Annotated in this window: 16 protein-coding genes and 1 tRNA gene; 12 read left to right on the top strand and 5 right to left on the bottom strand. The window is 46.9% G+C overall.

Features of this window, described 5'->3' with window-relative positions; genetic code table 11:
• Position 1: 1 nt before the first annotated feature.
• On the top strand, positions 2-3,073 hold the full coding sequence (locus ACN0R8_RS01340; RefSeq protein WP_417594302.1) for an efflux RND transporter permease subunit: 3,072 nt from the start codon (positions 2-4) through the stop codon (positions 3,071-3,073).
• 76 nt (positions 3,074-3,149) lie between these two features.
• Here the strand turns inward: ACN0R8_RS01340 and ACN0R8_RS01335 are convergent, their stop codons facing one another.
• Positions 3,150-3,491, bottom strand: coding sequence for a hypothetical protein (locus ACN0R8_RS01335; protein ID WP_417594300.1), 342 nt, complete (start codon positions 3,489-3,491; stop codon positions 3,150-3,152).
• A gap of 191 nt (positions 3,492-3,682) precedes the next feature.
• Between ACN0R8_RS01335 and ACN0R8_RS01330 the strand changes: the two genes are divergently transcribed.
• Positions 3,683-4,828 carry a glycerate kinase gene (locus ACN0R8_RS01330; RefSeq protein WP_417594298.1) on the top strand — a complete coding sequence of 382 codons (1,146 nt, stop codon included), beginning with the start codon at positions 3,683-3,685 and terminating at the stop codon, positions 4,826-4,828.
• 28 nt (positions 4,829-4,856) lie between these two features.
• Positions 4,857-5,696 (top strand): substrate-binding periplasmic protein, encoded by an 840-nt coding sequence (locus ACN0R8_RS01325; RefSeq protein WP_417594296.1) that lies wholly within the window; start codon positions 4,857-4,859, stop codon positions 5,694-5,696.
• A 47-nt stretch (positions 5,697-5,743) separates the two neighbouring features.
• Here ACN0R8_RS01325 and ACN0R8_RS01320 read toward each other — a convergent pair whose 3' ends face one another.
• Both ACN0R8_RS01320 and ACN0R8_RS01315 read right to left on the bottom strand, forming a co-directional pair.
• Positions 5,744-8,287, bottom strand: a complete 2,544-nt coding sequence (locus ACN0R8_RS01320) for a sensor histidine kinase (RefSeq protein WP_417594294.1) — start codon at positions 8,285-8,287, stop codon at positions 5,744-5,746.
• 45 nt (positions 8,288-8,332) lie between these two features.
• The gene (locus ACN0R8_RS01315; RefSeq protein ID WP_417594292.1) at positions 8,333-10,738 is read right to left on the bottom strand and encodes a diguanylate cyclase domain-containing protein; all 2,406 of its coding nucleotides are present in this window, start codon (positions 10,736-10,738) and stop codon (positions 8,333-8,335) included.
• Between the two features lie 303 nt (positions 10,739-11,041).
• On the opposite strand from ACN0R8_RS01315, the gene ACN0R8_RS01310 reads away from it, so the two are divergent.
• The 3 genes from ACN0R8_RS01310 to ACN0R8_RS01300 all read left to right on the top strand — a co-directional run bounded on the left by ACN0R8_RS01310 (position 11,042) and on the right by ACN0R8_RS01300 (position 12,154).
• Complete coding sequence (locus tag ACN0R8_RS01310; RefSeq protein WP_417594290.1) at positions 11,042-11,518, top strand: peroxiredoxin; 477 nt, start codon at positions 11,042-11,044, stop codon at positions 11,516-11,518.
• 67 nt (positions 11,519-11,585) lie between these two features.
• Positions 11,586-11,662 (top strand) — tRNA-Val (locus tag ACN0R8_RS01305).
• A gap of 210 nt (positions 11,663-11,872) precedes the next feature.
• Positions 11,873-12,154: a HepT-like ribonuclease domain-containing protein gene (locus tag ACN0R8_RS01300; protein ID WP_417594288.1), complete on the top strand. Its 282-nt coding sequence runs from the start codon at positions 11,873-11,875 to the stop codon at positions 12,152-12,154.
• Between the two features lie 280 nt (positions 12,155-12,434).
• Here ACN0R8_RS01300 and ACN0R8_RS01295 read toward each other — a convergent pair whose 3' ends face one another.
• Positions 12,435-12,695: a hypothetical protein gene (locus tag ACN0R8_RS01295; protein WP_417594286.1), complete on the bottom strand. Its 261-nt coding sequence runs from the start codon at positions 12,693-12,695 to the stop codon at positions 12,435-12,437.
• Between the two features lie 256 nt (positions 12,696-12,951).
• Positions 12,952-13,683, bottom strand: coding sequence for a UTRA domain-containing protein (locus ACN0R8_RS01290; RefSeq protein WP_417594284.1), 732 nt, complete (start codon positions 13,681-13,683; stop codon positions 12,952-12,954).
• Between the two features lie 198 nt (positions 13,684-13,881).
• Between ACN0R8_RS01290 and ACN0R8_RS01285 the strand changes: the two genes are divergently transcribed.
• From ACN0R8_RS01285 to ACN0R8_RS01260, 6 genes are read left to right on the top strand one after another with little or no spacing between them, the layout of a single operon-like run.
• Positions 13,882-14,943, top strand: a complete 1,062-nt coding sequence (locus ACN0R8_RS01285; protein ID WP_417594282.1) for an ABC transporter substrate-binding protein — start codon at positions 13,882-13,884, stop codon at positions 14,941-14,943.
• 10 nt (positions 14,944-14,953) lie between these two features.
• Positions 14,954-15,754, top strand: coding sequence for an alkaline phosphatase family protein (locus ACN0R8_RS01280; protein WP_417595174.1), 801 nt, complete (start codon positions 14,954-14,956; stop codon positions 15,752-15,754).
• Entirely contained in the window at positions 15,754-16,668 is a 915-nt protein-coding gene (locus tag ACN0R8_RS01275; protein ID WP_417594280.1) for an ABC transporter permease, read from the top strand. The genes ACN0R8_RS01280 and ACN0R8_RS01275 overlap by 1 nt, the downstream gene beginning before the upstream one ends.
• Entirely contained in the window at positions 16,655-17,443 is a 789-nt protein-coding gene (locus ACN0R8_RS01270; RefSeq protein ID WP_417594278.1) for an ABC transporter permease, read from the top strand. The genes ACN0R8_RS01275 and ACN0R8_RS01270 overlap by 14 nt, the downstream gene beginning before the upstream one ends.
• Positions 17,440-18,477, top strand: coding sequence for an ABC transporter ATP-binding protein (locus ACN0R8_RS01265; RefSeq protein WP_417594276.1), 1,038 nt, complete (start codon positions 17,440-17,442; stop codon positions 18,475-18,477). Before ACN0R8_RS01270 ends, ACN0R8_RS01265 begins: the two co-directional genes overlap by 4 nt.
• On the top strand, positions 18,474-19,139 hold the full coding sequence (locus ACN0R8_RS01260) for an HAD family hydrolase (protein WP_417594274.1): 666 nt from the start codon (positions 18,474-18,476) through the stop codon (positions 19,137-19,139). The genes ACN0R8_RS01265 and ACN0R8_RS01260 overlap by 4 nt, the downstream gene beginning before the upstream one ends.
• Positions 19,140-19,157: the final 18 nt, after the last annotated feature.

Genomic DNA, 19,157 nt, shown 5'->3' with positions numbered 1-19,157 from the left:
TGTGAGTATCGCTAAATATTTTATCGAGAAAAAAGTTTCAAGCTGGATGATTACTCTGATACTTCTGATTGGAGGTGTCATCTCTTTTGCTCAGTTGGGTCAGCTGGAAGACCCTGAGTTCACCATTAAGGATGCTCTTATCATCACCTATTATCCCGGGGCGACACCGGAGCAGGTGGAAGAGGAGGTGACATACCCTATTGAACAGGCGATCCAGAATCTTCCCTATGTTGATAAGCTGGTATCAACCAGTAAAGCAGGTTATTCCAAAGTTCAGCTGACCGTTAAGGATACCTATCGCGGTAAAGAGCTGAATCAGATTTGGGATGAACTGCGCAAGAAAATGCGGGATCTTTCTCCATCTCTGCCCAAGGGAACGTCTGGGCCTAATGTCGTGGATGATTTTGGGGATGTATATGGCGTTTTATTGGCGGTTACCGGAGAGGGTTACCGATACAATGACCTGAAATCCTATGTTGATTTTCTTCGTCGTGATCTGGTGTTGGTTGATGGTGTCAGTAAAGTTGCCATCGCTGGCCAGCAGCAGGAGCAAATTTTTATTGAGATATCCAGGGCTCGCTTATCGGCATTGGGTATTACTGTTGCTCAGCTTGACCAGCTGCTTAGCAGCCAGAATACGGTTTCTAATGCTGGCCGGGTAAAAGTGGGTAGTGAATATATCCGGATCAGTACGACCGGTGAGTTTGAAGATATTTCTGCCCTGGAAAACCTACTGTTACCTTCAGCAACCGGCGACACCGTCTATCTGAGTGATGTGGCAGAAGTTCGCCGTGGCTATAAAGATCCGGCCAGCCATAAAGTTGACTTTAATGGTCAGCGCGCTCTCTTATTGGGCGTATCTTTTGCCTCCGGTGTCAACGTAGTTGATATTGGTAAAAACCTTGAGGCACGGATTGAAGAGCTTAAATATCAGCAGCCTGCCGGTATTGAGCTGAATACTATCTATTTCCAGTCCCATGAGGTGGATAAGTCGGTCAGTTCTTTCCTGCTCAATCTATTTGAGGCTGTCGGGATTGTGATCCTGGTGCTACTGGTCTTTATGGGGGTTCGCTCGGGTATTCTGATTGGTTTGATTCTCTTACTGACCATCCTGGGAACCTTCATCGTGATGCAGTATTTGGGGATTAATCTCCAGCGTATCTCATTGGGCGGACTTATTATCGCTTTGGGCATGCTGGTTGATAATGCCATTGTTGTCACCGAGGGCGTTCTGATCGGCCTGAAACGTGGGCATACCAAGCTCAAAGCTGCCGAAGATGTGGTCAAGCAAACTAAGTGGCCTCTTCTCGGTGCCACGGTTATTGCTATTGTGGCTTTTGCTCCGATTGGTTTATCACCGGATTCAGTTGGTGAGTTTGTTGGTTCTCTGTTTCAGGTCTTGTTGATTTCATTGTTCCTGAGCTGGATTACGGCCATTACTTTAACGCCGTTCTTCTGTGATCTTTTCTTCAAAGAAGAGGTAAAAGAAGATCATGAACTGGAAGACCCATACAAGGGTATTTTGTTTACAGGTTATAAATGGCTGCTGTCCCGGGCACTTCACTACCGTAAAACAACGGTTCTGATTCTTGTGGCGTCACTGATTACAGCTGGCTGGGCATTCCAGTTTGTTAAGCAGGCATTTTTCCCACCATCAACGACACCCTTGTTCTTTGTCACGATGGAGATGCCGGAAGGAAGCCATATCAGTGATACCTATGATCGGGTTCAGGATGTGCAGAACTTTATCCTGAAAGACGACCGTGTTCTCTACGCGTCCTCTACAACAGGGCAAGGCATGTTGCGCTTTATGCTGACGTATTCCGTGGCGCAAGCGAATACCAGTTATAGCCAGATTGTGGTTCGTGCAAAAAATGGCGGCGATATTCCCGATATGATTGCCAGTGTGCACGAGTACCTGAAAGCCAACCACAGTGATCTGGATTTCAAGCTGGAGCGGCTAATGTTAGGCCCCGCAAGTGGCTCTAAACTGGAAGCGCGCTTTATTGGCCCGGACCCGGAAGTGCTTCGCCAGCTTTCTGTAAAAGCAAAAACGATTTTTGCTGAAGATGGTGGCATTGAGGGTATAAAAGATAACTGGCGTCAACGGGTTAAAGTACTGCGCCCGGTATTTGATGAGTCCCATGCCCGACGTTTAGGGATTACCAAGAAAGATATTGACCGTGTTCTACTGATGAACTTCTCGGGAGCTCAGGTTGGTGTTTATCGTGAAGGGACACGCCAAATCCCGATTATTATGCAGCCGCCAGCCCAGGAGCGCCTGACGATCGATCAGATGCATGACCTTCAGGTTTATAGTCAGGCAACTAAAAACTATGTACCTTTGAGCAGCCTGGTTTCCGACTTTAAAGTCATTTGGGAAGACCCTATTATTGAGCGCAGAAACCGTAAGCGTTCCATCACAGTAATGGGTGATCCGCTGATTATGGGGAATGAAACCACAGACTCTGTTTTCCGCCGCATTCGGCCTCAGGTTGAAGCGATTGAGCTGCCACGGGGATATAGCCTGGAATGGGGGGGAGAGTACGAGAACTCCCGTGATGCACAACAAAACATTTTCAGCTCATTACCTATGGGCTACCTGTTTATGTTCATTATCACGGTGCTGTTATTTAACTCGTTTAAAGCCTCCATTGTTATTTGGCTCTGTGTGCCACTGGCGCTGATCGGTGTATCCCAGGGGCTTTTGATTATGGATGCCGCCTTCAGTTTCATGGCGCTTTTAGGCTTCCTGAGTCTTTCCGGTATGATCGTTAAGAACGGTATTGTACTGCTTGATCAGATCAACTATGAGCTTTCCAAGGGTGTTGACCCCTATGAAGCGGTCTTTCATTCGGCGGTCAGCCGTGTACGTCCGGTCTGTATGGCTGCCATTACGACTATTCTTGGGATGGTGCCTCTGTTGTTTGATGCTTTTTTTGAAGGTATGGCGGTCGTGATCGCCTTTGGACTTGGCTTTGCCACCTTGCTGACTTTGATTGCAGTACCTGTGTTTTATGCCATGTTCTTCCGTATACCCTATAAACCCCACCCTAAAATGAATGTGGTGTAACTAAACGGCAGCACTAAAAAAGCCGCTTCAAAATTGTGAAGCGGCTTTTTTTATTGAAATAAAAAGGTGGATGGATTTAATAGCGAGGGCCAGCCCGCTTGATAAAGAAGGCCTTGCAGTTGCCGTTCACAATGGAAAACATGGTGTAATACTGCTTACCTGCTTTAATGTAACTGGCGACCTCTTTCTGGCGACTGGGATGGTGACGCTTAAGAACAACCGCAGGCTGAAAAACAGAACTGTTCTTTCCCAGGAAAACTTTTGAAAGCTTATCCGCTGCGCTCTTGGCCTCGTAATCCGGGCATTCAGCTAAGGCATTGGCACTGAAAGATAAAGAAAGCAGAGTCGCAACCAAGGCTGACCCTAAGCGCTTCGGCCGATGGCGTGATGGAGTAAGTTGACTGTATCGGCAGATCATGGCTAAAACCTATTAGGGGGCAATACGGTTAAGAATAATGGCTTGAACCGAAGGCCTCAAGTTAAGTATTGTGGAGCCTTGTCACAGAAAGTGATTTGTCGACCTTTGTCACAAAACGCGATGATTGACGTTTATGGAAAAGTGCAGAAAACAAAGCCAAATAAATAAAATAAGAAATAAGAGAGTGCACTGTGAAATTTCTGATTGCCCCAGATTCATTTAAAGAAAGTATGACCGCAGACCAGGTCTGTTGTTCCATTGCACTGGCGATAAAACACTGCCTGCCTGATGCGGATATCACCACGTTACCCTTGGCTGACGGAGGCGAGGGTACGCTGGATGTACTCATTTCTGCTCTTGATGGTCAGTCAGAGCTTTTTACTGTAACCGGGCCACTCTTTCATCCGGTTCAGGCAAAGGCCGGTGTCGTGAATGGCGATACCGCTATTATTGAAATAGCCGAGGCAGCGGGCCTTCATCTTGTGCCTGTGGATCGCCGCAACCCGGAGGTAACCACCACTCTGGGGGTTGGTCAGCTGATATTAGCGATGCTGGACAAAGGGATACGGCGTTTTTTGATCGCACTGGGTGGGAGTGCTACGAATGATGGTGGCATCGGCATGCTAGCGGCGCTAGGGGCTCAGCCTTTAAGCCCTGAAGGCCAGGCGATATTACCCACGGGTGAAATGCTTAACCAGGTCAGTTCTCTTAATCTGGAGCAGCTGGACCCGAGGTTGGGCGAGAGTGAATTTTTGCTGGCCTGTGATGTGAGTAACCCTTTAACGGGGGAGGCGGGTGCCAGCACAGTTTTCGGTCCGCAGAAAGGCGCAACAACGGATCAGGTTCTTTCTCTGGATCAGGGGCTAATCAACTGGTCAGAGGTCTTATATAAAACTTTTGGCCGTTCAGTGGCCGATATTCCCGGCTCAGGGGCTGCCGGCGGCCTTGCCGCCGCTTTTCTTGCTGCTTTTAATACCAGTCTGCAACCGGGTATTGAACAAGTATTGGAGATTGTCGCTTTTGATCGTTATTGCACAGAGGCAGACTGGGTTATAACCGGAGAAGGCTGCCTGGACGGCCAGTCTCTTGCAGGTAAAACACCTGTCGGGGTGGCCCGAAGAGCTCAGAGGCTATCCAAACCTGTTGTCGCATTAACAGGAAAACTAGGTGATGGCTACGAGGCTGTATATAAAGAAGGTATCAGTCTTGCACTTTCGATTACACCGGAAAACCAATCATTAGAGCAGGCTTTGGCGCTAGCTCAAGAAAACCTCTTCAATGCGACACAGGTGCTGTTACAACTTCTTTTTTCTGAGAACTCTGAGCCGTTAGACTAGCGCATATTTTTTTATTTCAGGGAGTGTCATGAAATCAATCCTGGTATTACTGGTAGGGTTAATCCCGCTTTTTTCATTCCTGTCATCTGAAGCCAGTGATGTAAACCGTACCGCTAAGGGCAGCGCAATATTACAAAGCAGTCGTATTCCCGATGATGAGAGTACCATCATCGCTTTTTTTTCTTATCCACCTCTGGCTCATATTGCACCATCGGGCCGTCTGTCCGGGACTGTTATCGAAACCGTCAGAGAGATCTGCTCTGAAGCCGGGCTAAACTGTGAGTTTAAAATATTACCGGTTGCCCGCGTTTACCGCAGTGTTTCTGACCACACGGCTTCGGCTATTATTACTGGGAGACATCCAAGTTTCGGTGACTGCTGTACCACCAGTGACTGGCAATTTCCTTGGTCAGCCGGTATCTACTCTCGCTTACCACCAGAGCACATGACCATCAGTGAAAGTGAGCTTAAAGGACATCGCATGATCGTCATTCGAGGTTGGGAGTCTCCTTATCGCTATTTCAAAGATTTGGCAGCACTATCTGAATCCGGAGCAATCAAGCTTGCGATGGCTAAAGATAACCATAGTGCCGTTCGAATGCTGCAACATGGTAGGGCAGAATACCTCTGGGGAGGCAAGCATTTCAGTTGGTATTTTGAGAAAAAGGGGTTAGGAGATGTGTTTCACTATACACCCCTGATCCAGGCACCTTTGGCTATCTGGGTTGATAAGCGTCGGCCTGATATTCGACAGGCCCTTGATGAGGGGTATCAAAGCCTGAAGGCCCGGGGCGCGCTGAGTTCAGATGGTAGTCAGCTTAAAGCCGATTTAATGAAGGCGCGTTATGAGGAACCTGCCCGCTATTAACCTGTGCTGTGTTTGACTAAGGCGCAGATACTCAGGGGGACATACCATCAAAAACGGGAGCCATCGGTGCGTTTTTTTCGCTGATACTTAGTTGCTATGCCACTGGCAACCAAGGGGGAAGCAGAAGGTGTCAGCGACTGGGAAGGGATACGTATGCTGAAGATAGTTCCCGCGTCATCTGAGTCAATTTCAAGTTTCGCCTTTAACTGTGCTGTAAGGTTTTTTATCAGTTTAAGTCCCAGACTTTTGCTCTGATTTAACGCAGGAATATCTTTAATTCCGGAACCGTTATCTGCCACACGCAGTATATACTGATCGTCAGAGTCATCAGGTAAAAAACTAATTGTGATGGCTGATAAGGCTTTTTCATCCTGATTTTTAAAGGCATGTTTCATGGCATTTGAGATTAGTTCGTTAAGAATCAGGCCAATAGGTACGATAACCTCAGGCTCAAATTCACCATCACAGGCTTCAATGTCAATCTTGAGTGGCATGGTGCCGAGATAGCTCTGCCGTAGAGTATCTGTAAGGCTGTCAATGTAAGAGCGGATGCTGGCCTGCGAAAGATTGTCGGACTGATATAGCTTCTCGTGAACCAATGCCAGTGCTGAGATACGTAAAGAGGCTTCGTTCAGACTGTTTTTGGTTTGCTGATGTTCTGCGACCCGTGACTGCATTTTCAACAAGCTGGCGATCACCTGCATGTTGTTTTTTACGCGGTGATAAACCTCTTTTAGCAGAACGACTTTCTCTTCAAGGTCCTGCTGTATGCGTTTTCTTTCAGCAATTTTATCCGAAATATCGCGGATAATGGCCATGATGACCGTTTGCTCACCATACTCAATCGGACTAAGCACAATATCAACAGGGAAAGTATGTCCATTGGCATGCAGCGCTTTAAGTGACAAATTTTGCCCCATCTCACGGTTAACAGGTTTTTCGATATAGCGTGTTCTATGCCCTTTATGTGCCTCTCTCAGGGCTTCCGGAAGTAGGGTTTCAAGGGGCTCTCCCTCAAGCTGCTGTGGCTTGTAACCAAAGATCTCAAAACTTCTGTAGTTTGAATAAATAATTGAACCGGCTTTGTTTACCAGAATGACAGCTTCCGGGGCCATTTCCAGTACCTTACTATTGCGCTCTTCAAGTTTAACAAGCTGTTCATTAGCCGCTGCAATCTGCAAGTAGTGCCTTCGCGACTTCAGTAACATACGTATTGCCATCGCTGCGGTAAGGCCAAAAATTGCGGATAGAATAATAATAAATGCTCTGGAATCCTGGCCAAACATTCTAAGTGTGTTCTGGGTAGGCCTCAGATGAATAACAAACTGACGTCCACCAATAGTCACCGACACTTTATCGATGTTCTCTGCTGTAATCGTCGGTAATGTATCGAATGCGGGTGTCAACCAGGTGTGGAATTTCAGACTGGGGTTTATCCGGAGTACTTTAAGAAAGTAGTCTTCACTGAATAGGCCGTGTATACAGAGGTCTTTTCCGGGGTTTGAAATTGCCGCTTTAACCGTTATCAGCAAGTGCTTGCCGACCCAGCGAAGCTTATAAGGGTGTGTCGAGCAATCCGGCAGTGGCACCTGAATAGGTGTGCCGTATTGCTCAAATTGTTTACCTTGCTTCTCAAAGACCAGGCCAACTAAGCTCGGCTTATGCTCTTTTTCCAGTGCGCGGGGCTGAATTAAGGGGTCTCCCTTGTACCAGGACAGCTCTGTCAGATCGATAACAGCGTCATCCAAAGAAGAAAAAACCATCTGCCTTACTAAAGCGAGGTGGTTTACTTTTTCCATCTCGAAATAATGTTTTTTATTATCATGGGTATTATTGGCAATGACTAATCCAGCAACCAAAAAAGCGATAAAAACGGAGTGTGGCAGCCAATAAATACGTATTTCGAATGGATTAAACAGCACTAAATGAAGAATAAGTGACAGGCAGGCAATTAGAAATACAACAGATGTTAACAGGGATTGCCCGGATGATAGCTTTCCAAAAATAGTATCCTGGCTGCCCGTTATCCAAACAATAGCCGCAATTGAAACGGTACCGGCGGTGGCCATGATCAGAGAGGAATAAGCTGCCAGAGCTATCTGGAGATGACGGTGGTTAAAAAGAGCCTGCTCAGACAAGTTTGTGTGTGAATAGCGGACAATATTCCGAATCATCATTGAGGTCGTCAGAGCAATAAAGCAAAGTAAGGTTGCCGGAGATGGCCTTCCCGGATAACGGCCTTGCTCAGCTGGCATTCTGTCTATCATAAAGTACTCGTCAATCCCAAAGGAATGATCGGAAATGTACTGATAGAAGGTCGCTCCTGAGAAAATCAATAACATTAAAGGTGCGAGCCAGATAAGGCCTTTCTGCCAGAAGGTTATTGCGGGAAAACTGATCAGAGATAAAGCTAGGAGTATAAACATCAGTCCAGTATTAAAGCGGCTTATCCCGGATTCAAAAGGGCTTACCAGAAAGTACAGCTCAAAATACCAGCCAATTAAAATCATCAGGCTGAGTAGCAGCGTTATGCCACCTCCTGCTACCAAGGCCCATTTGCTCTGGTTAATCTCACGAATATTTGAAAGCATGCCGATTTCCTTTTCGTCAATAAGGTTTATGACCTACTGCTTAGGCTATCGCAGATATCCGATGCTCAGTGCCTGGTCTGTACCATCAATGGTATAGGATGCCAACTCCGAGATTGCTTCGGGAACTTTGCTGTTTTGGCGTGCATTCAAAATAACCGGAATATTAAGAGCGTTCGTCATGCTTAGAATTGCAGTCTGATAGCGGGTATCCGTTTGGCAATCCGGGGGAATGGAAAACTCACAGTATTCAGGGGCTGTGGTATGAAGCAAATCAACCGATGCAGATTTGCCTGTAAACAGATTAAGGCAGAGCTTAAATCCATTTTCTCTAACATCATTAATTTTTTGGATCGCGGTTTTACTTTCTTTAAGAATCTTACTGGATAGCCCAAAAACAAACTGTTCTGGTTTAAGGTTGTTACTTTTGCTTTTTTCAGCAAAAGCTGAAATTAAAGCTTTTGAAGGCAGAACAGAGGGATAAAATGGCACAATAACTGTTGGATGGTGGTTCTGGGCTGCTTTTTGTTTAAAGTCGATGATGAGTTGATCAAGTACTGAGTTAAGAAGCCTCTCGGACAGTCCACTGACATTTGCAATATCAATAAAGCTCTCGGGGGTAAGGTAGTAGTCCGCTTCCCGCCAGAAAATCCGGATTTTATAAAATGCAGTGTCTGACGAGCCTTCAATTGATGTAATCGGAAATAGCCAACACTCTAAACCCCCATTATCCAGGGCGTGGAGTATTCTGGTTTCGTTCAGAATACGACCTTTGACGTGATCGGAAATTTGCTCATTATAGAAATGAATCTGATTTGTGCCATTCACTTTAGCTATTTGAAGAGCTTCTGCACTGGCGGCCAACAGCGTATCACTGGAAGTTCCGTCCGTGGGGCTGATCGCTATGCCAGCGCAAGCGGTCAGCAAAATCTCATCACTTTCGATAAAGCATGGTTCCCTGAGCTCATCCAGGGCGTGATGGGTGATAAACATCGCCTGATTAACACTTTCAAGCGAGTGAAGTATCAGTATAAAGCGATCACCGCCAGGTCTGCCGATCAAAAGATTATAGCGATCTATATCTCTCAACCGCATAGCCAGCTCAGCCAGAATCTTGTCTCCCATATTCAGGCTGAAGGCATCATTTACAATATTGAAGTCATCAATATCAATAGTCACAACAGCCACAAAAGTTCTTTCAAACTGGTTAAGCTCAACTAAATTCTCTATTTCAAGCTTAATCTGAGGGGCGTTCAGCAAGCCAGTCAAGGCATCATAACTGGCCAGATGGTGTAGCTTCAGTTCTGCTTTTTTACGGTCTGTTAAGTCATAGACCTGATAGAAATAGTAACTTGGGTAAGCGTCATGGTCGTGCAGCAGCGATATATTTAGCATTAGCCAACGCAGGCAGCCATCTTCATCCTGTTGCTGTATTTCATATTGAAAGTTAGCTTGCTGCCCGGAAAGCAATTCCAGTAGCCCTTCCTGAATGTTGACTTTATTGGTGTAGGAAAATGGCAGGTCTTCCAGGGTGTTGATTTTACTGGTATGAGATAGCTTGAACAGCCTCGCAAATGCAGCATTGTAGTCGATTAAGCTACCGTCAAGAGCAACCAGGACAACGCCGACAGATGAGTTGTCAAAAGCGGTTTCAAAGCGGCCGTCACTTTTTCGGATTTCTGTTTCGATACGAAGCCTCTGTGATGCGTCCCGCAGCGCCAGTAGTCCACCGATCACAACGTTAGACTGGCCACGAACCGGTGCTGCAGAATAGTCGATAAACGTTCGTTTACCTGTATGCTGGTTTCTTACCGAGCCATTAAAGACAATAGGCATCACCGTATTTCTTTGCATCGCACTGGCAACAGGGGAGGAGATGACCCGGTCACCGTTATGGTCATAAAGTTTAATCAGCTCCGCAATATCTTTGCCCATCAGCTCATCAACACCGGATACCTCCAGAATACGACAAGCCTCACTATTGGCAAAATGAATCAGGCCATCAATGCCCACGGCTATAATCGCATCGTGCACCGCGTGCAAAATATTGGAGAACCAGCGTTCTTTATAGATCAGCTTATGTTCCAGTTGCTGCTTTGTTAACGCCACATTAATGCTGGCGCAGAGAGACTGTGCGTTATAAGGTTTTGTGATATAGCCGTATGGAGCTGTTTTAGCCGCACGGGCTACAGTGTCTGTATCGCTGAATGCCGTCAGGAAAATAATGGGGATAGATCGTGTTTTAAGAATCTGTTCAGCAGTTTGAATACCGTCCATGCCATTGCCCAGCACAATATCCATCAAAATCAGATTCGGATCGAGATCCTTTAGCTGCTCCAGTGCCGATTCACCATCATAGGCCACGCCAACCACTTCAAAGCCAAACCCTTCAAGCTCTTCGGTTAAGTCCATGGCGATAATGGCCTCATCCTCCACGATAAATAATCGTTTCATGCAGTACTCCCTCACAGATCGGCGGTAAATTTCACCAAAAGTCTAAGCCCCTACAGGGTTTAACGTAGCAAACGATTTAGTATAGAGCTAATTATTCCATTCATATCCATGGTTAATTTTGACTGACTTATCATCTTAATCGAGGTCAGCGGTTAAACTTAAAAAGTCCGAGTCCAATACTCGGATATTGAGAAAATATACGGTACTATGCATTATCAAACAGGGTTAACAGGTTGGTTTTGTTAGTCACCGACACCATTTACCAGTAATAAATCTTATTCTTCAGTCTTCAGAGGTGTAACTATGTCCATTCAGGTAGGCGAAAAATTACCTAACGTTGAGCTTAAAGTAATGGGTGATCAAGGGCCTGAATCTGTTCAGACAGATGATCTTATGGCCGGTAAAAGAGTGGTTCTTTTTGCTGTCCCCGGAGCCTTTACCCCGGGTTGTTCGGTCACTCATTTACCAGGGTTTGTGGTTCAGGCTGATGCGATTAAAGCCAAGGGCGTTGACTCTATTATCTGCACCTCCGTTAACGATGCCTTCGTAATGGATGCCTGGGGTAAGAGCCAGAACGCTGAAGAAATCATCATGCTGGCAGACGGTATTGGCAATTTTGCTGAGGCTGTTGGTCTGGAAAAAGACCTGACAGGAGCCCAGTTTGGTGTTCGCTCCCAACGCTACGCTATGATTCTCAATGACGGCGTGGTTGAGTATCTGGGGGTTGATGATAAAGGCGTTGAAAAAAGCAGTGCAGAGACTGTTCTGGCTCAGCTTTAAAATTTTCGGATAATTTTTTAAAAAGTCTTGCTTAACAAAAAGTTATCCGTATAATACGCCCCATCAAAGACGTGTAGCTCAGTTGGTTAGAGCACCACCTTGACATGGTGGGGGTCGTTGGTTCGAATCCGATCACGTCTACCAAATTTAAAAACCCGTAACTCATAGAGTTACGGGTTTTTTTCGTTAGAGAATATGCTTAGGCCAACTGCTGTTAGAATCAGACGCTGTTTTGTGACACGAATATCGTATTAACGATAGAATGGAGCTGAGCTGCCAGGAGTTGGATTTTGAATCAGAAGCATACCCTTAAAACACTAAAAAAAATGGCTGAATCAGATTCTAGCATCGAAGTTGTTTGGCTATACGACTCTCGAGCTAAAGGCACTTGTTGAATCCGCTATTGGTTGCTCCAAGCACTATCTGAAAGCCCATGGAAAACCCGTCCCTTCGGAAGCCCGAGCAAGTATTGAGCGCGTTTATGAGCATTTAGCTCTGACAGAACCCGATATTAATGATATTCGCGTAGCTGTGGGTATGCGAAACGCTATCATCCATGATTACCTGAACTTAGACTGGAAGAAATTAGAGCCGGTTGTTCGGGAAAAAAATACCATTATGTATACCTGTGCATAGAAAAGGTTACCCAGGCACTTCTTAGTATCCATCAATAATGAGACTTCGCTAAGTCTACTTCTCATTTATCGAAAAATTATTCAAATAATCAACCGTAAGCGAACGTATATACCGCAACCCTTGACAGGTCACCGACTTAACCTGGTCTGTATCAGGATTTTAGACTCCCGTCAGGCAGCCTCTCGGGATAGGTGTTATGAGAAAGGCATCTCAGAGTGGACACATTGATGTGATGCTGCGGCCAGTGTGGCTTTTTAGGGGCGCGCGGTGCCTATAGCGACTAAGCAAATCGCCCCGGAGATTTTTCCATGCCAACAGGGCAAGTATGGGTTAAAAAAATGCTTTCACTGTCACCATCCAGAATGGCGACTAAATCCCAACTGTTGCTTATGCAGTCAAGCAGAACCATTTCAATTGTCTTCGTTTTGATTTCAAGATAATACGTGCCTGTATCAGCATCACAGACAGTGTTAATGCCTAATATGGTTTTAAACTCTTGCAGCAACCCTATGCCTACATCAGTCCGAATCAAAGTGCCCATTATTTGTGTTCCTCATCAATATTAAGCGACTGGCATTCACAGGGTGCTATAAATGCTACGTAGATTTACGCAGCGTTGCGTAACAAAACCGCCCGTCTCAGATTGAATTAAAAGTTAACAATTCTCAACATACCAAGCATAGTATAAAAACAAGCGGTAAAATCTAATAAAAAATTACTGTTTAGCTTCGTTTATTGATCGATGTTGGTTTTATGGTCGATTTTTAGCCTAGATGAGGGGTTAGGCGCAAAATAGTTTAGGGTTCGTAAGCGGCATTGGAATGTGGCGAAATACTTTCGATCTCGATCATCATGGCATCGGGTCGCCAGTATTCATATTCACAATCCATCAGTACGCCTTGCTGGTTGTAGTTTATCCGGCAAATCTTTAACACCTGCTGTCCTTCCGCCAGATTTAAGGCTTTGGCCACATGTTCCGGTGCTGCAGTTGGAATCACATCAAAGCGGGAGCGGGTTGTTTCAAACCCGTAGTGCTTTTTATAAAGCGCTGTCAGTGACTGGGACAGATCATGCTCTAAAAGATCCGGAAATAGCGCACTGATCAGGCAGTTCTCAACAAATAATACAACGCGATTATCCACGGAGCGCAGGCGCTGAATACGATGGATGAGCTGTAAGGTGTTGAGCTGGAGTACCTTGCTGATGTCGCTGCTGGCCAATTCCGTTTTAACCGTCAGTACCTCTGTGGTGGCCTGGCGCTGCTGTTCCTCCACCATGCGGTGGAAGTGGCTCCGGGAAAGTGGGTTATAGCGCAGCCGAGGAGGAGAAACAAACCAACCGCGACGCTCTTCACGGTAGATCAGTCCTTCGGTCTCAAGGGCGATCAGAGCCTCTTTCAGGGTAATACGCGTGGTCTTGAACAACTCACTTAACTCCCGTTCTGAGGGCAGTTTTTTTTGGCTGGTGTAAATGCCTCCCGCGATCTGTTCCTTAAGTATCCCTTTGATCGTTCTGAGCTGTGTTTTCATAGGTTTTAATGTCACATTTCAACTGGATTAGTCCAGAAAATAATGCGCAGCATCCTATCAGCTCCTATTTTTATTGCAAACAATCAAAAAACTTACCTGAATTGAGGCATAAAAGCGTCATAAAGTCTTAATCTAGCTGTCACAAAGCTGCTCTAGCATCCACTTCATCAAAACTGACCTAGTCCAGAAAGGATATTGATGATGAAATTTATGCTTAAAGCGGCTTCATGTGCCTTAGCGGTATCGCTGTCCTGGAGTGCATCTGCTTCAGAGAATACCGATATTGATACGCTTATCAGTGCCGCAAAAAAAGAAGGTGTGGTTTACAGTGTGGGTATGCCTGATAGCTGGGCTAACTGGAAAGATACCTGGCGGGATCTGAATAACCTGTATGGTCTGGAACACCAGGATACAGACATGAGTTCTGCCCAGGAGATCGCTAAGTTTGAGGCTGAGCGGAATAACGCCACGGCGGATATCGGTGATGTGGGCTTTGCTTTTGCACGGGTTGCGGTCCGTAAAGGTGTCACTCAGCCTTATAAACCGAGTACCTGGAATGAGATTCCTGGTTGGGCCAAAGACGATAAAGGGCATTGGGCACTAGCTTATACCGGTTCTATCGCGTTTATCTCCAACAACAAACTGGTTAAGCATGCACCAAAAAGTTGGGCTGACCTGCTGAAAGGTGATTATAAAGTGACCGTTGGCGATGTTGGTGTTGCTTCCCAGGCTAATAACGCTGTGCTCGCGGCCGCCTTTGCTAATGGTGGTGATGAGAGCAATCTGAAACCTGCTATTGAATACTATGCCAAACTGGCGAAACAAAACCGCCTGTCTTTCAATAATCCAAGCATCGCAAACCTGGAAAAAGGTGAAGTAGAAGTGGCGATTCTGTGGGACTTTAACGCCCTCAGCTACCGTGACAGAATTGATCGTGACCGTTTTACCGTATCGATCCCTCAGGACGGCTCCGTCATCTCCGGTTACACCACCATCATCAATAAGTTTGCTAAAAACCCTAATGCAGCCAAATTAGCCCGTGAATATATCTTCAGCGATCAGGGACAGATCAATCTAGCCAATGGCTACGCACGCCCAATCCGTAGCAGTATTGAAATGCCGGATGATGTTCAGGCTAAGCTCCTGCCTAACAGCCAATATAAGAACGTTCAGCCCATTAAAGACTTTAATGCCTGGGAAAAATCTGCCCGTAAGCTGCCGCGCCAATGGCAGGAAAATGTACTGATACACCAGCAGTAAGAGGTTCATGATGAACAATAAGGTGATTCTTGTTGTTCTCGATGGCCTTAATTACAGCGTAGCCCGTGATTGCATGGGCTACGTTAATGGCCTGATCGAAGAGCAAAAAGCCTCCGTCTACAAGCTCCAAAGCGAGTTGCCATCGCTGTCCCGGCCGCTCTATGAATGCATTCTGACCGGCGTTAAGCCGGTTAACAGTGGCATTACACATAACCAGGTGTGCCGGTTGTCGAAAGAGGATTCTATCTTCAGCCTTGCGCGAGAAGCCGGACTCTGCACCGCAGCAGCAGCTTATCATTGGGTTAGCGAGCTCTATAATCGCGCACCCTATGAACCCAGGCGAGACCGGTTTACCGCCGATGCCTCGCTGAATATTCAATACGGGATGTTTTATCAGTGGGATCATTACCCGGACGAGGCACTGTTTCAGGATGCGGATCATCTGCTTAAGCGCCATAACCCGGACTTTCTGCTGATTCATCCCATGAATATTGATGATACCGGGCATAAATTCGGACTGGATTCCCGTCAGTACCGCAACAGTGCCCGTCGTGCAGATATTATTTTGTCGGAGTTTCTGCCGGATTGGTTAAGTGAGGGCTATCAGGTGCTGATCACCAGTGATCACGGTATGAACAACGATCTTTCCCATGGCGGTACGCTTGCTGAAGAGAGGGAGGTTCCCTTGTTTGTACTGGGCGAGTGTTTTAGTCATGCCCCGGTAGCAATTGGGCAGACCGATATCTGTGGTCTTGTGTGCCAGCTATTAAATATTTCCCATGGGAAATCTTTTCCGGGAGAGTGCCTGTAATGAGTTATCAGATGCCTGTCCGCCTTAAAGCCACTCACCCGATCAAGCAAATGTCCGTTTCAAAACGCCTTAAACTCCGGTTAAAGCAGGGGAAAGTCAAAGCGATTGCGGTGGTTATCCCCTTTGTGATCTTTTTCTATCTGTTTCAGCTAACCCCATTGATCTGGGTTGCAATCAATAGCTTTAAATATGACGGCGAATGGTCTCTGGAACACTATGCGGAGCTACTGGGCTCGGCCTTTATTCGGCAAGGGTTCAGTAACAGCCTTTGGTTAGCCTTCTGGTCAAGCCTGGTCGGCTTGATCGTGGCCGCGTTACTGGTGGCGTCACTGCGCCATCTCAATAGCCGTCTTCGGGACTTCTTTATTGCCTTCACCAATATGAGCAGTAACTTTGCCGGTGTGCCCCTGGCTTTTGCTTTTATCATTATTCTGGGCACCAACGGCGCCGTTACCCTGCTGCTTAAACAGTGGGGCGTGATTGACGATTTTAATCTCTATGGCAGTCATGGCCTGTTGGCACTGTATATCTATTTTCAGATTCCATTGGCGGCGCTGCTGCTGTATCCCGCATTCGATGCCTTAAAACAGGAATGGCAGGAAGCGGCGGTGCTGCTGGGCGCATCACAAGGAGTTTACTGGTGGCGGGTGGGTCTGCCGGTACTCTCTCCGGCCTTACTGGGCACCTTTATCATTCTGTTTGCCAATGCCATTGGCGCTTATGCCAGTGTCTACGCTTTAACCGCCGGTAACTTCAATGTGGTTACTGTGCGCATTGCCAGTCTGGTATCCGGTGATCTGTTTCTGGAGCCCAATCTGGCAGCTGCCATCTCAGTGGTTCTTATTACCGTTTTAGGTGTGATCACGGCCATTAATCAGTGGCTGGTAAGCCGGAGTTATCATGCAAAACGCTAATCTGCTTTATCATAAAACTGTCGTTTACAGCATCATCAGCCTGTTGGCTCTGCCCATTGTAGCCACCATGATCTACTCTTTTTCCAGCCGGTGGGGGGCGACCATACTACCGGATGGTTTTACTCTGAAGTGGTACGGGCAGCTATTTTCAGATATCCGCTTTCTGGAGGCCTTTGGCCGTTCGTTATTTGTCTGTATTACCGCGCTCTTGCTGGCTTTAGTGTTGGTGATCCCCTTGGCCTTTGTGGTGTTTTACTACTATCCCGGCTATGACCGCCTGATGAATATTCTGATTCTGCTGCCTTTTGCCGTACCGCCGGTTGTATCATCCGTCGGCTTGCTGCAGTTCTATGCCGATGCGCCCTTTCCGATGCTGGGCACACCCTGGATTCTGATTGGCACCTATTTCACCATCGCATTGCCTTTTATCTATCGGGCCATCGCCAATAACTTTATGGCGATCAATCTGAAGGATCTGGTGGATGCAGCACACCTGCTAGGTGCATCCACCCCGAAAGCTTTTTTTCACATCATTCTGCCAAATCTGAAAAAAGGGGTGTTGGCCTCGATGTTTCTCTCCTTCTCTTTCCTGCTAGGGGAGTTTGTTTTTGCCAATATTCTGGTGGGAACCCGCTATGAAACCCTGCAGGTTTATCTCTATAACATGCGCCAGACCAGTGGGCATTTCACCTCAGCACTGGTGATGACCTATTTCTTTTTTATCTTTATCTGTACCTGGTTGGGCAGTCGTATCAGCAAGAGTAATGCACTATGAGTTATGTCAGCGTAGAAGGTCTTAGCAAAGCATTTGGTCAGAATCAGGTTTTTTCCGATATCGGGTTCACCATTGAGCAGGGGGAGTTTATTACCCTGTTAGGCCCCAGTGGCTGCGGTAAATCAACCCTGTTACGCAGTATCGCTGGACTCAACCCGGTGGACAGCGGTTCCTTGACGGTTGCCGGCCAGGAGATTACGCATCTGGCCCCACAAAAACGGGAGATCGGCATGGTCTTTCAATCCTATGCCCTGTTTCCCAATATGAGCGTGGCAGACAATATCGCCTTTGGCCTGAAGATGAAATCTGTGCCATCCGAAGAGATTGCCCGTAAAGTCCGCCGTATTATCGAGCTGGTGGAGCTAAAGGGCAAAGAAGATTGCTACCCCCATCAGCTATCCGGAGGCCAGTGTCAGCGGGTCGCTCTGGCCCGGGCACTAGTGGTTGAACCAAGGATTCTGCTGCTGGATGAACCCCTGTCAGCCCTTGATGCCAAGATTCGCAAAAACCTGCGGATTCAGATCAGGGAGATCCAGAAAGAGTTAAATCTGACCACCATCTTTGTCACCCATGACCAGGAGGAGGCGATGCTGCTGTCCGATCGTATTTTCCTGATGCATGATGGACAAATCGTGCAAAGTGGTACACCGGAAGCCATCTATACCCAACCCGCCAATGCTTTTGTGGCCGGTTTTATGGGGCATTACAATATTCTGGATAAGCATTCGGCGGCAGCGCTTTTTGGCCTTAATGGTAGTCAGTCAATCGCCATTCGCCCGGAGGCTATCTATATTCAGGAGCCGGGCAGAGAATACAGCGAGCATATGACACAGCCAGCCAGCGCCATCATCAAAGATCATCAGTTATTGGGCAATGTAATTCGCTATAAGGCGATGATAGGGTCGCAGGAGATCACCCTGGATGCTCTGAATCGTTCTGCCGACCATTTAATACCTGTTGGCAGCTCCGTTGAGCTGTTATTTGACCGACAGGAGTTTCAACCTGTGAGTCAATCTGTGAGTAATCCGGTATGAACAATGAACTTTTTATTTTTGATATGGATGACACCCTGATCGATGGGGACAGTTCCACTATCTGGAATCACTTTCTGGTCGAGAAAGGCATTGTAACCGATCCTTCCTTTCTCAAGCAGGATGATGCCCTGATGCAGCTTTACCGTCAGGGAAAAATGAGTATGGAGGACTATCTGTCCTTTACTCTGCAGCCCCTGGAAAACATCCCTTTGTCACAACTTGAGCAGTGGGTGGATGAGTGTGTATCCGAGAAGATCATGCCCCGTATCTATCCTCAGGCCAAAGTACTGCTTGAGCAGCTGCAAAGCCAGCAGCAGGAGATACTGGTGATCTCTGCAACGGCTAGTCTGATTGTCCAGCCTTTGGCCAAGGCGATGGGGATTCATCAGGCATTGGGCATCGATCTGAAAGAAGAATATGGCAGATTAACGGCTCAGATTGAAGGTACGGCCAGCTATCGGGAAGGCAAGGTCAAGCGACTGGAGCAGTGGCTGGAACAATTAAGCCTCGACCGTAATCGACTGAAAATACACTTTTATACCGATTCTATTAATGACCTGCCGTTATGCCTTTACGCAGATCAGGTCCATCTGGTGAACCCTTGCCCGCAATTGACTGAAGCCGCCCAGACGCACTGGCACGCCCATCACTGGACACATTAGAAGCGTCCTGTTCCCCGG

This window comes from Oceanospirillum sp. (genome assembly GCF_048265165.1).
GTDB lineage: Bacteria > Pseudomonadota > Gammaproteobacteria > Pseudomonadales > Halomonadaceae > Oceanospirillum.
This window is presented reverse-complemented; position numbering and strand designations above follow the sequence as displayed.

Excerpts from the sequence above, each read along its gene's own strand:
- ACN0R8_RS01335 (WP_417594300.1), bottom strand. The coding sequence starts at position 3,491 with ATGATCTGCCGATACAGTCAACTTACTCCATCACGCCATCGGCCGAAG.
- ACN0R8_RS01325 (WP_417594296.1), top strand. The coding sequence starts at position 4,857 with ATGAAATCAATCCTGGTATTACTGGTAGGGTTAATCCCGCTTTTTTCA.
- ACN0R8_RS01320 (WP_417594294.1), bottom strand. The coding sequence starts at position 8,287 with ATGCTTTCAAATATTCGTGAGATTAACCAGAGCAAATGGGCCTTGGTA.
- ACN0R8_RS01315 (WP_417594292.1), bottom strand. The coding sequence starts at position 10,738 with ATGAAACGATTATTTATCGTGGAGGATGAGGCCATTATCGCCATGGAC.
- ACN0R8_RS01310 (WP_417594290.1), top strand. The coding sequence starts at position 11,042 with ATGTCCATTCAGGTAGGCGAAAAATTACCTAACGTTGAGCTTAAAGTA.
- ACN0R8_RS01295 (WP_417594286.1), bottom strand. The coding sequence starts at position 12,695 with ATGGGCACTTTGATTCGGACTGATGTAGGCATAGGGTTGCTGCAAGAG.
- ACN0R8_RS01290 (WP_417594284.1), bottom strand. The coding sequence starts at position 13,683 with ATGAAAACACAGCTCAGAACGATCAAAGGGATACTTAAGGAACAGATC.
- ACN0R8_RS01285 (WP_417594282.1), top strand. The coding sequence starts at position 13,882 with ATGATGAAATTTATGCTTAAAGCGGCTTCATGTGCCTTAGCGGTATCG.
- ACN0R8_RS01280 (WP_417595174.1), top strand. The coding sequence starts at position 14,954 with ATGAACAATAAGGTGATTCTTGTTGTTCTCGATGGCCTTAATTACAGC.
- ACN0R8_RS01275 (WP_417594280.1), top strand. The coding sequence starts at position 15,754 with ATGAGTTATCAGATGCCTGTCCGCCTTAAAGCCACTCACCCGATCAAG.
- ACN0R8_RS01270 (WP_417594278.1), top strand. The coding sequence starts at position 16,655 with ATGCAAAACGCTAATCTGCTTTATCATAAAACTGTCGTTTACAGCATC.
- ACN0R8_RS01265 (WP_417594276.1), top strand. The coding sequence starts at position 17,440 with ATGAGTTATGTCAGCGTAGAAGGTCTTAGCAAAGCATTTGGTCAGAAT.
- ACN0R8_RS01260 (WP_417594274.1), top strand. The coding sequence starts at position 18,474 with ATGAACAATGAACTTTTTATTTTTGATATGGATGACACCCTGATCGAT.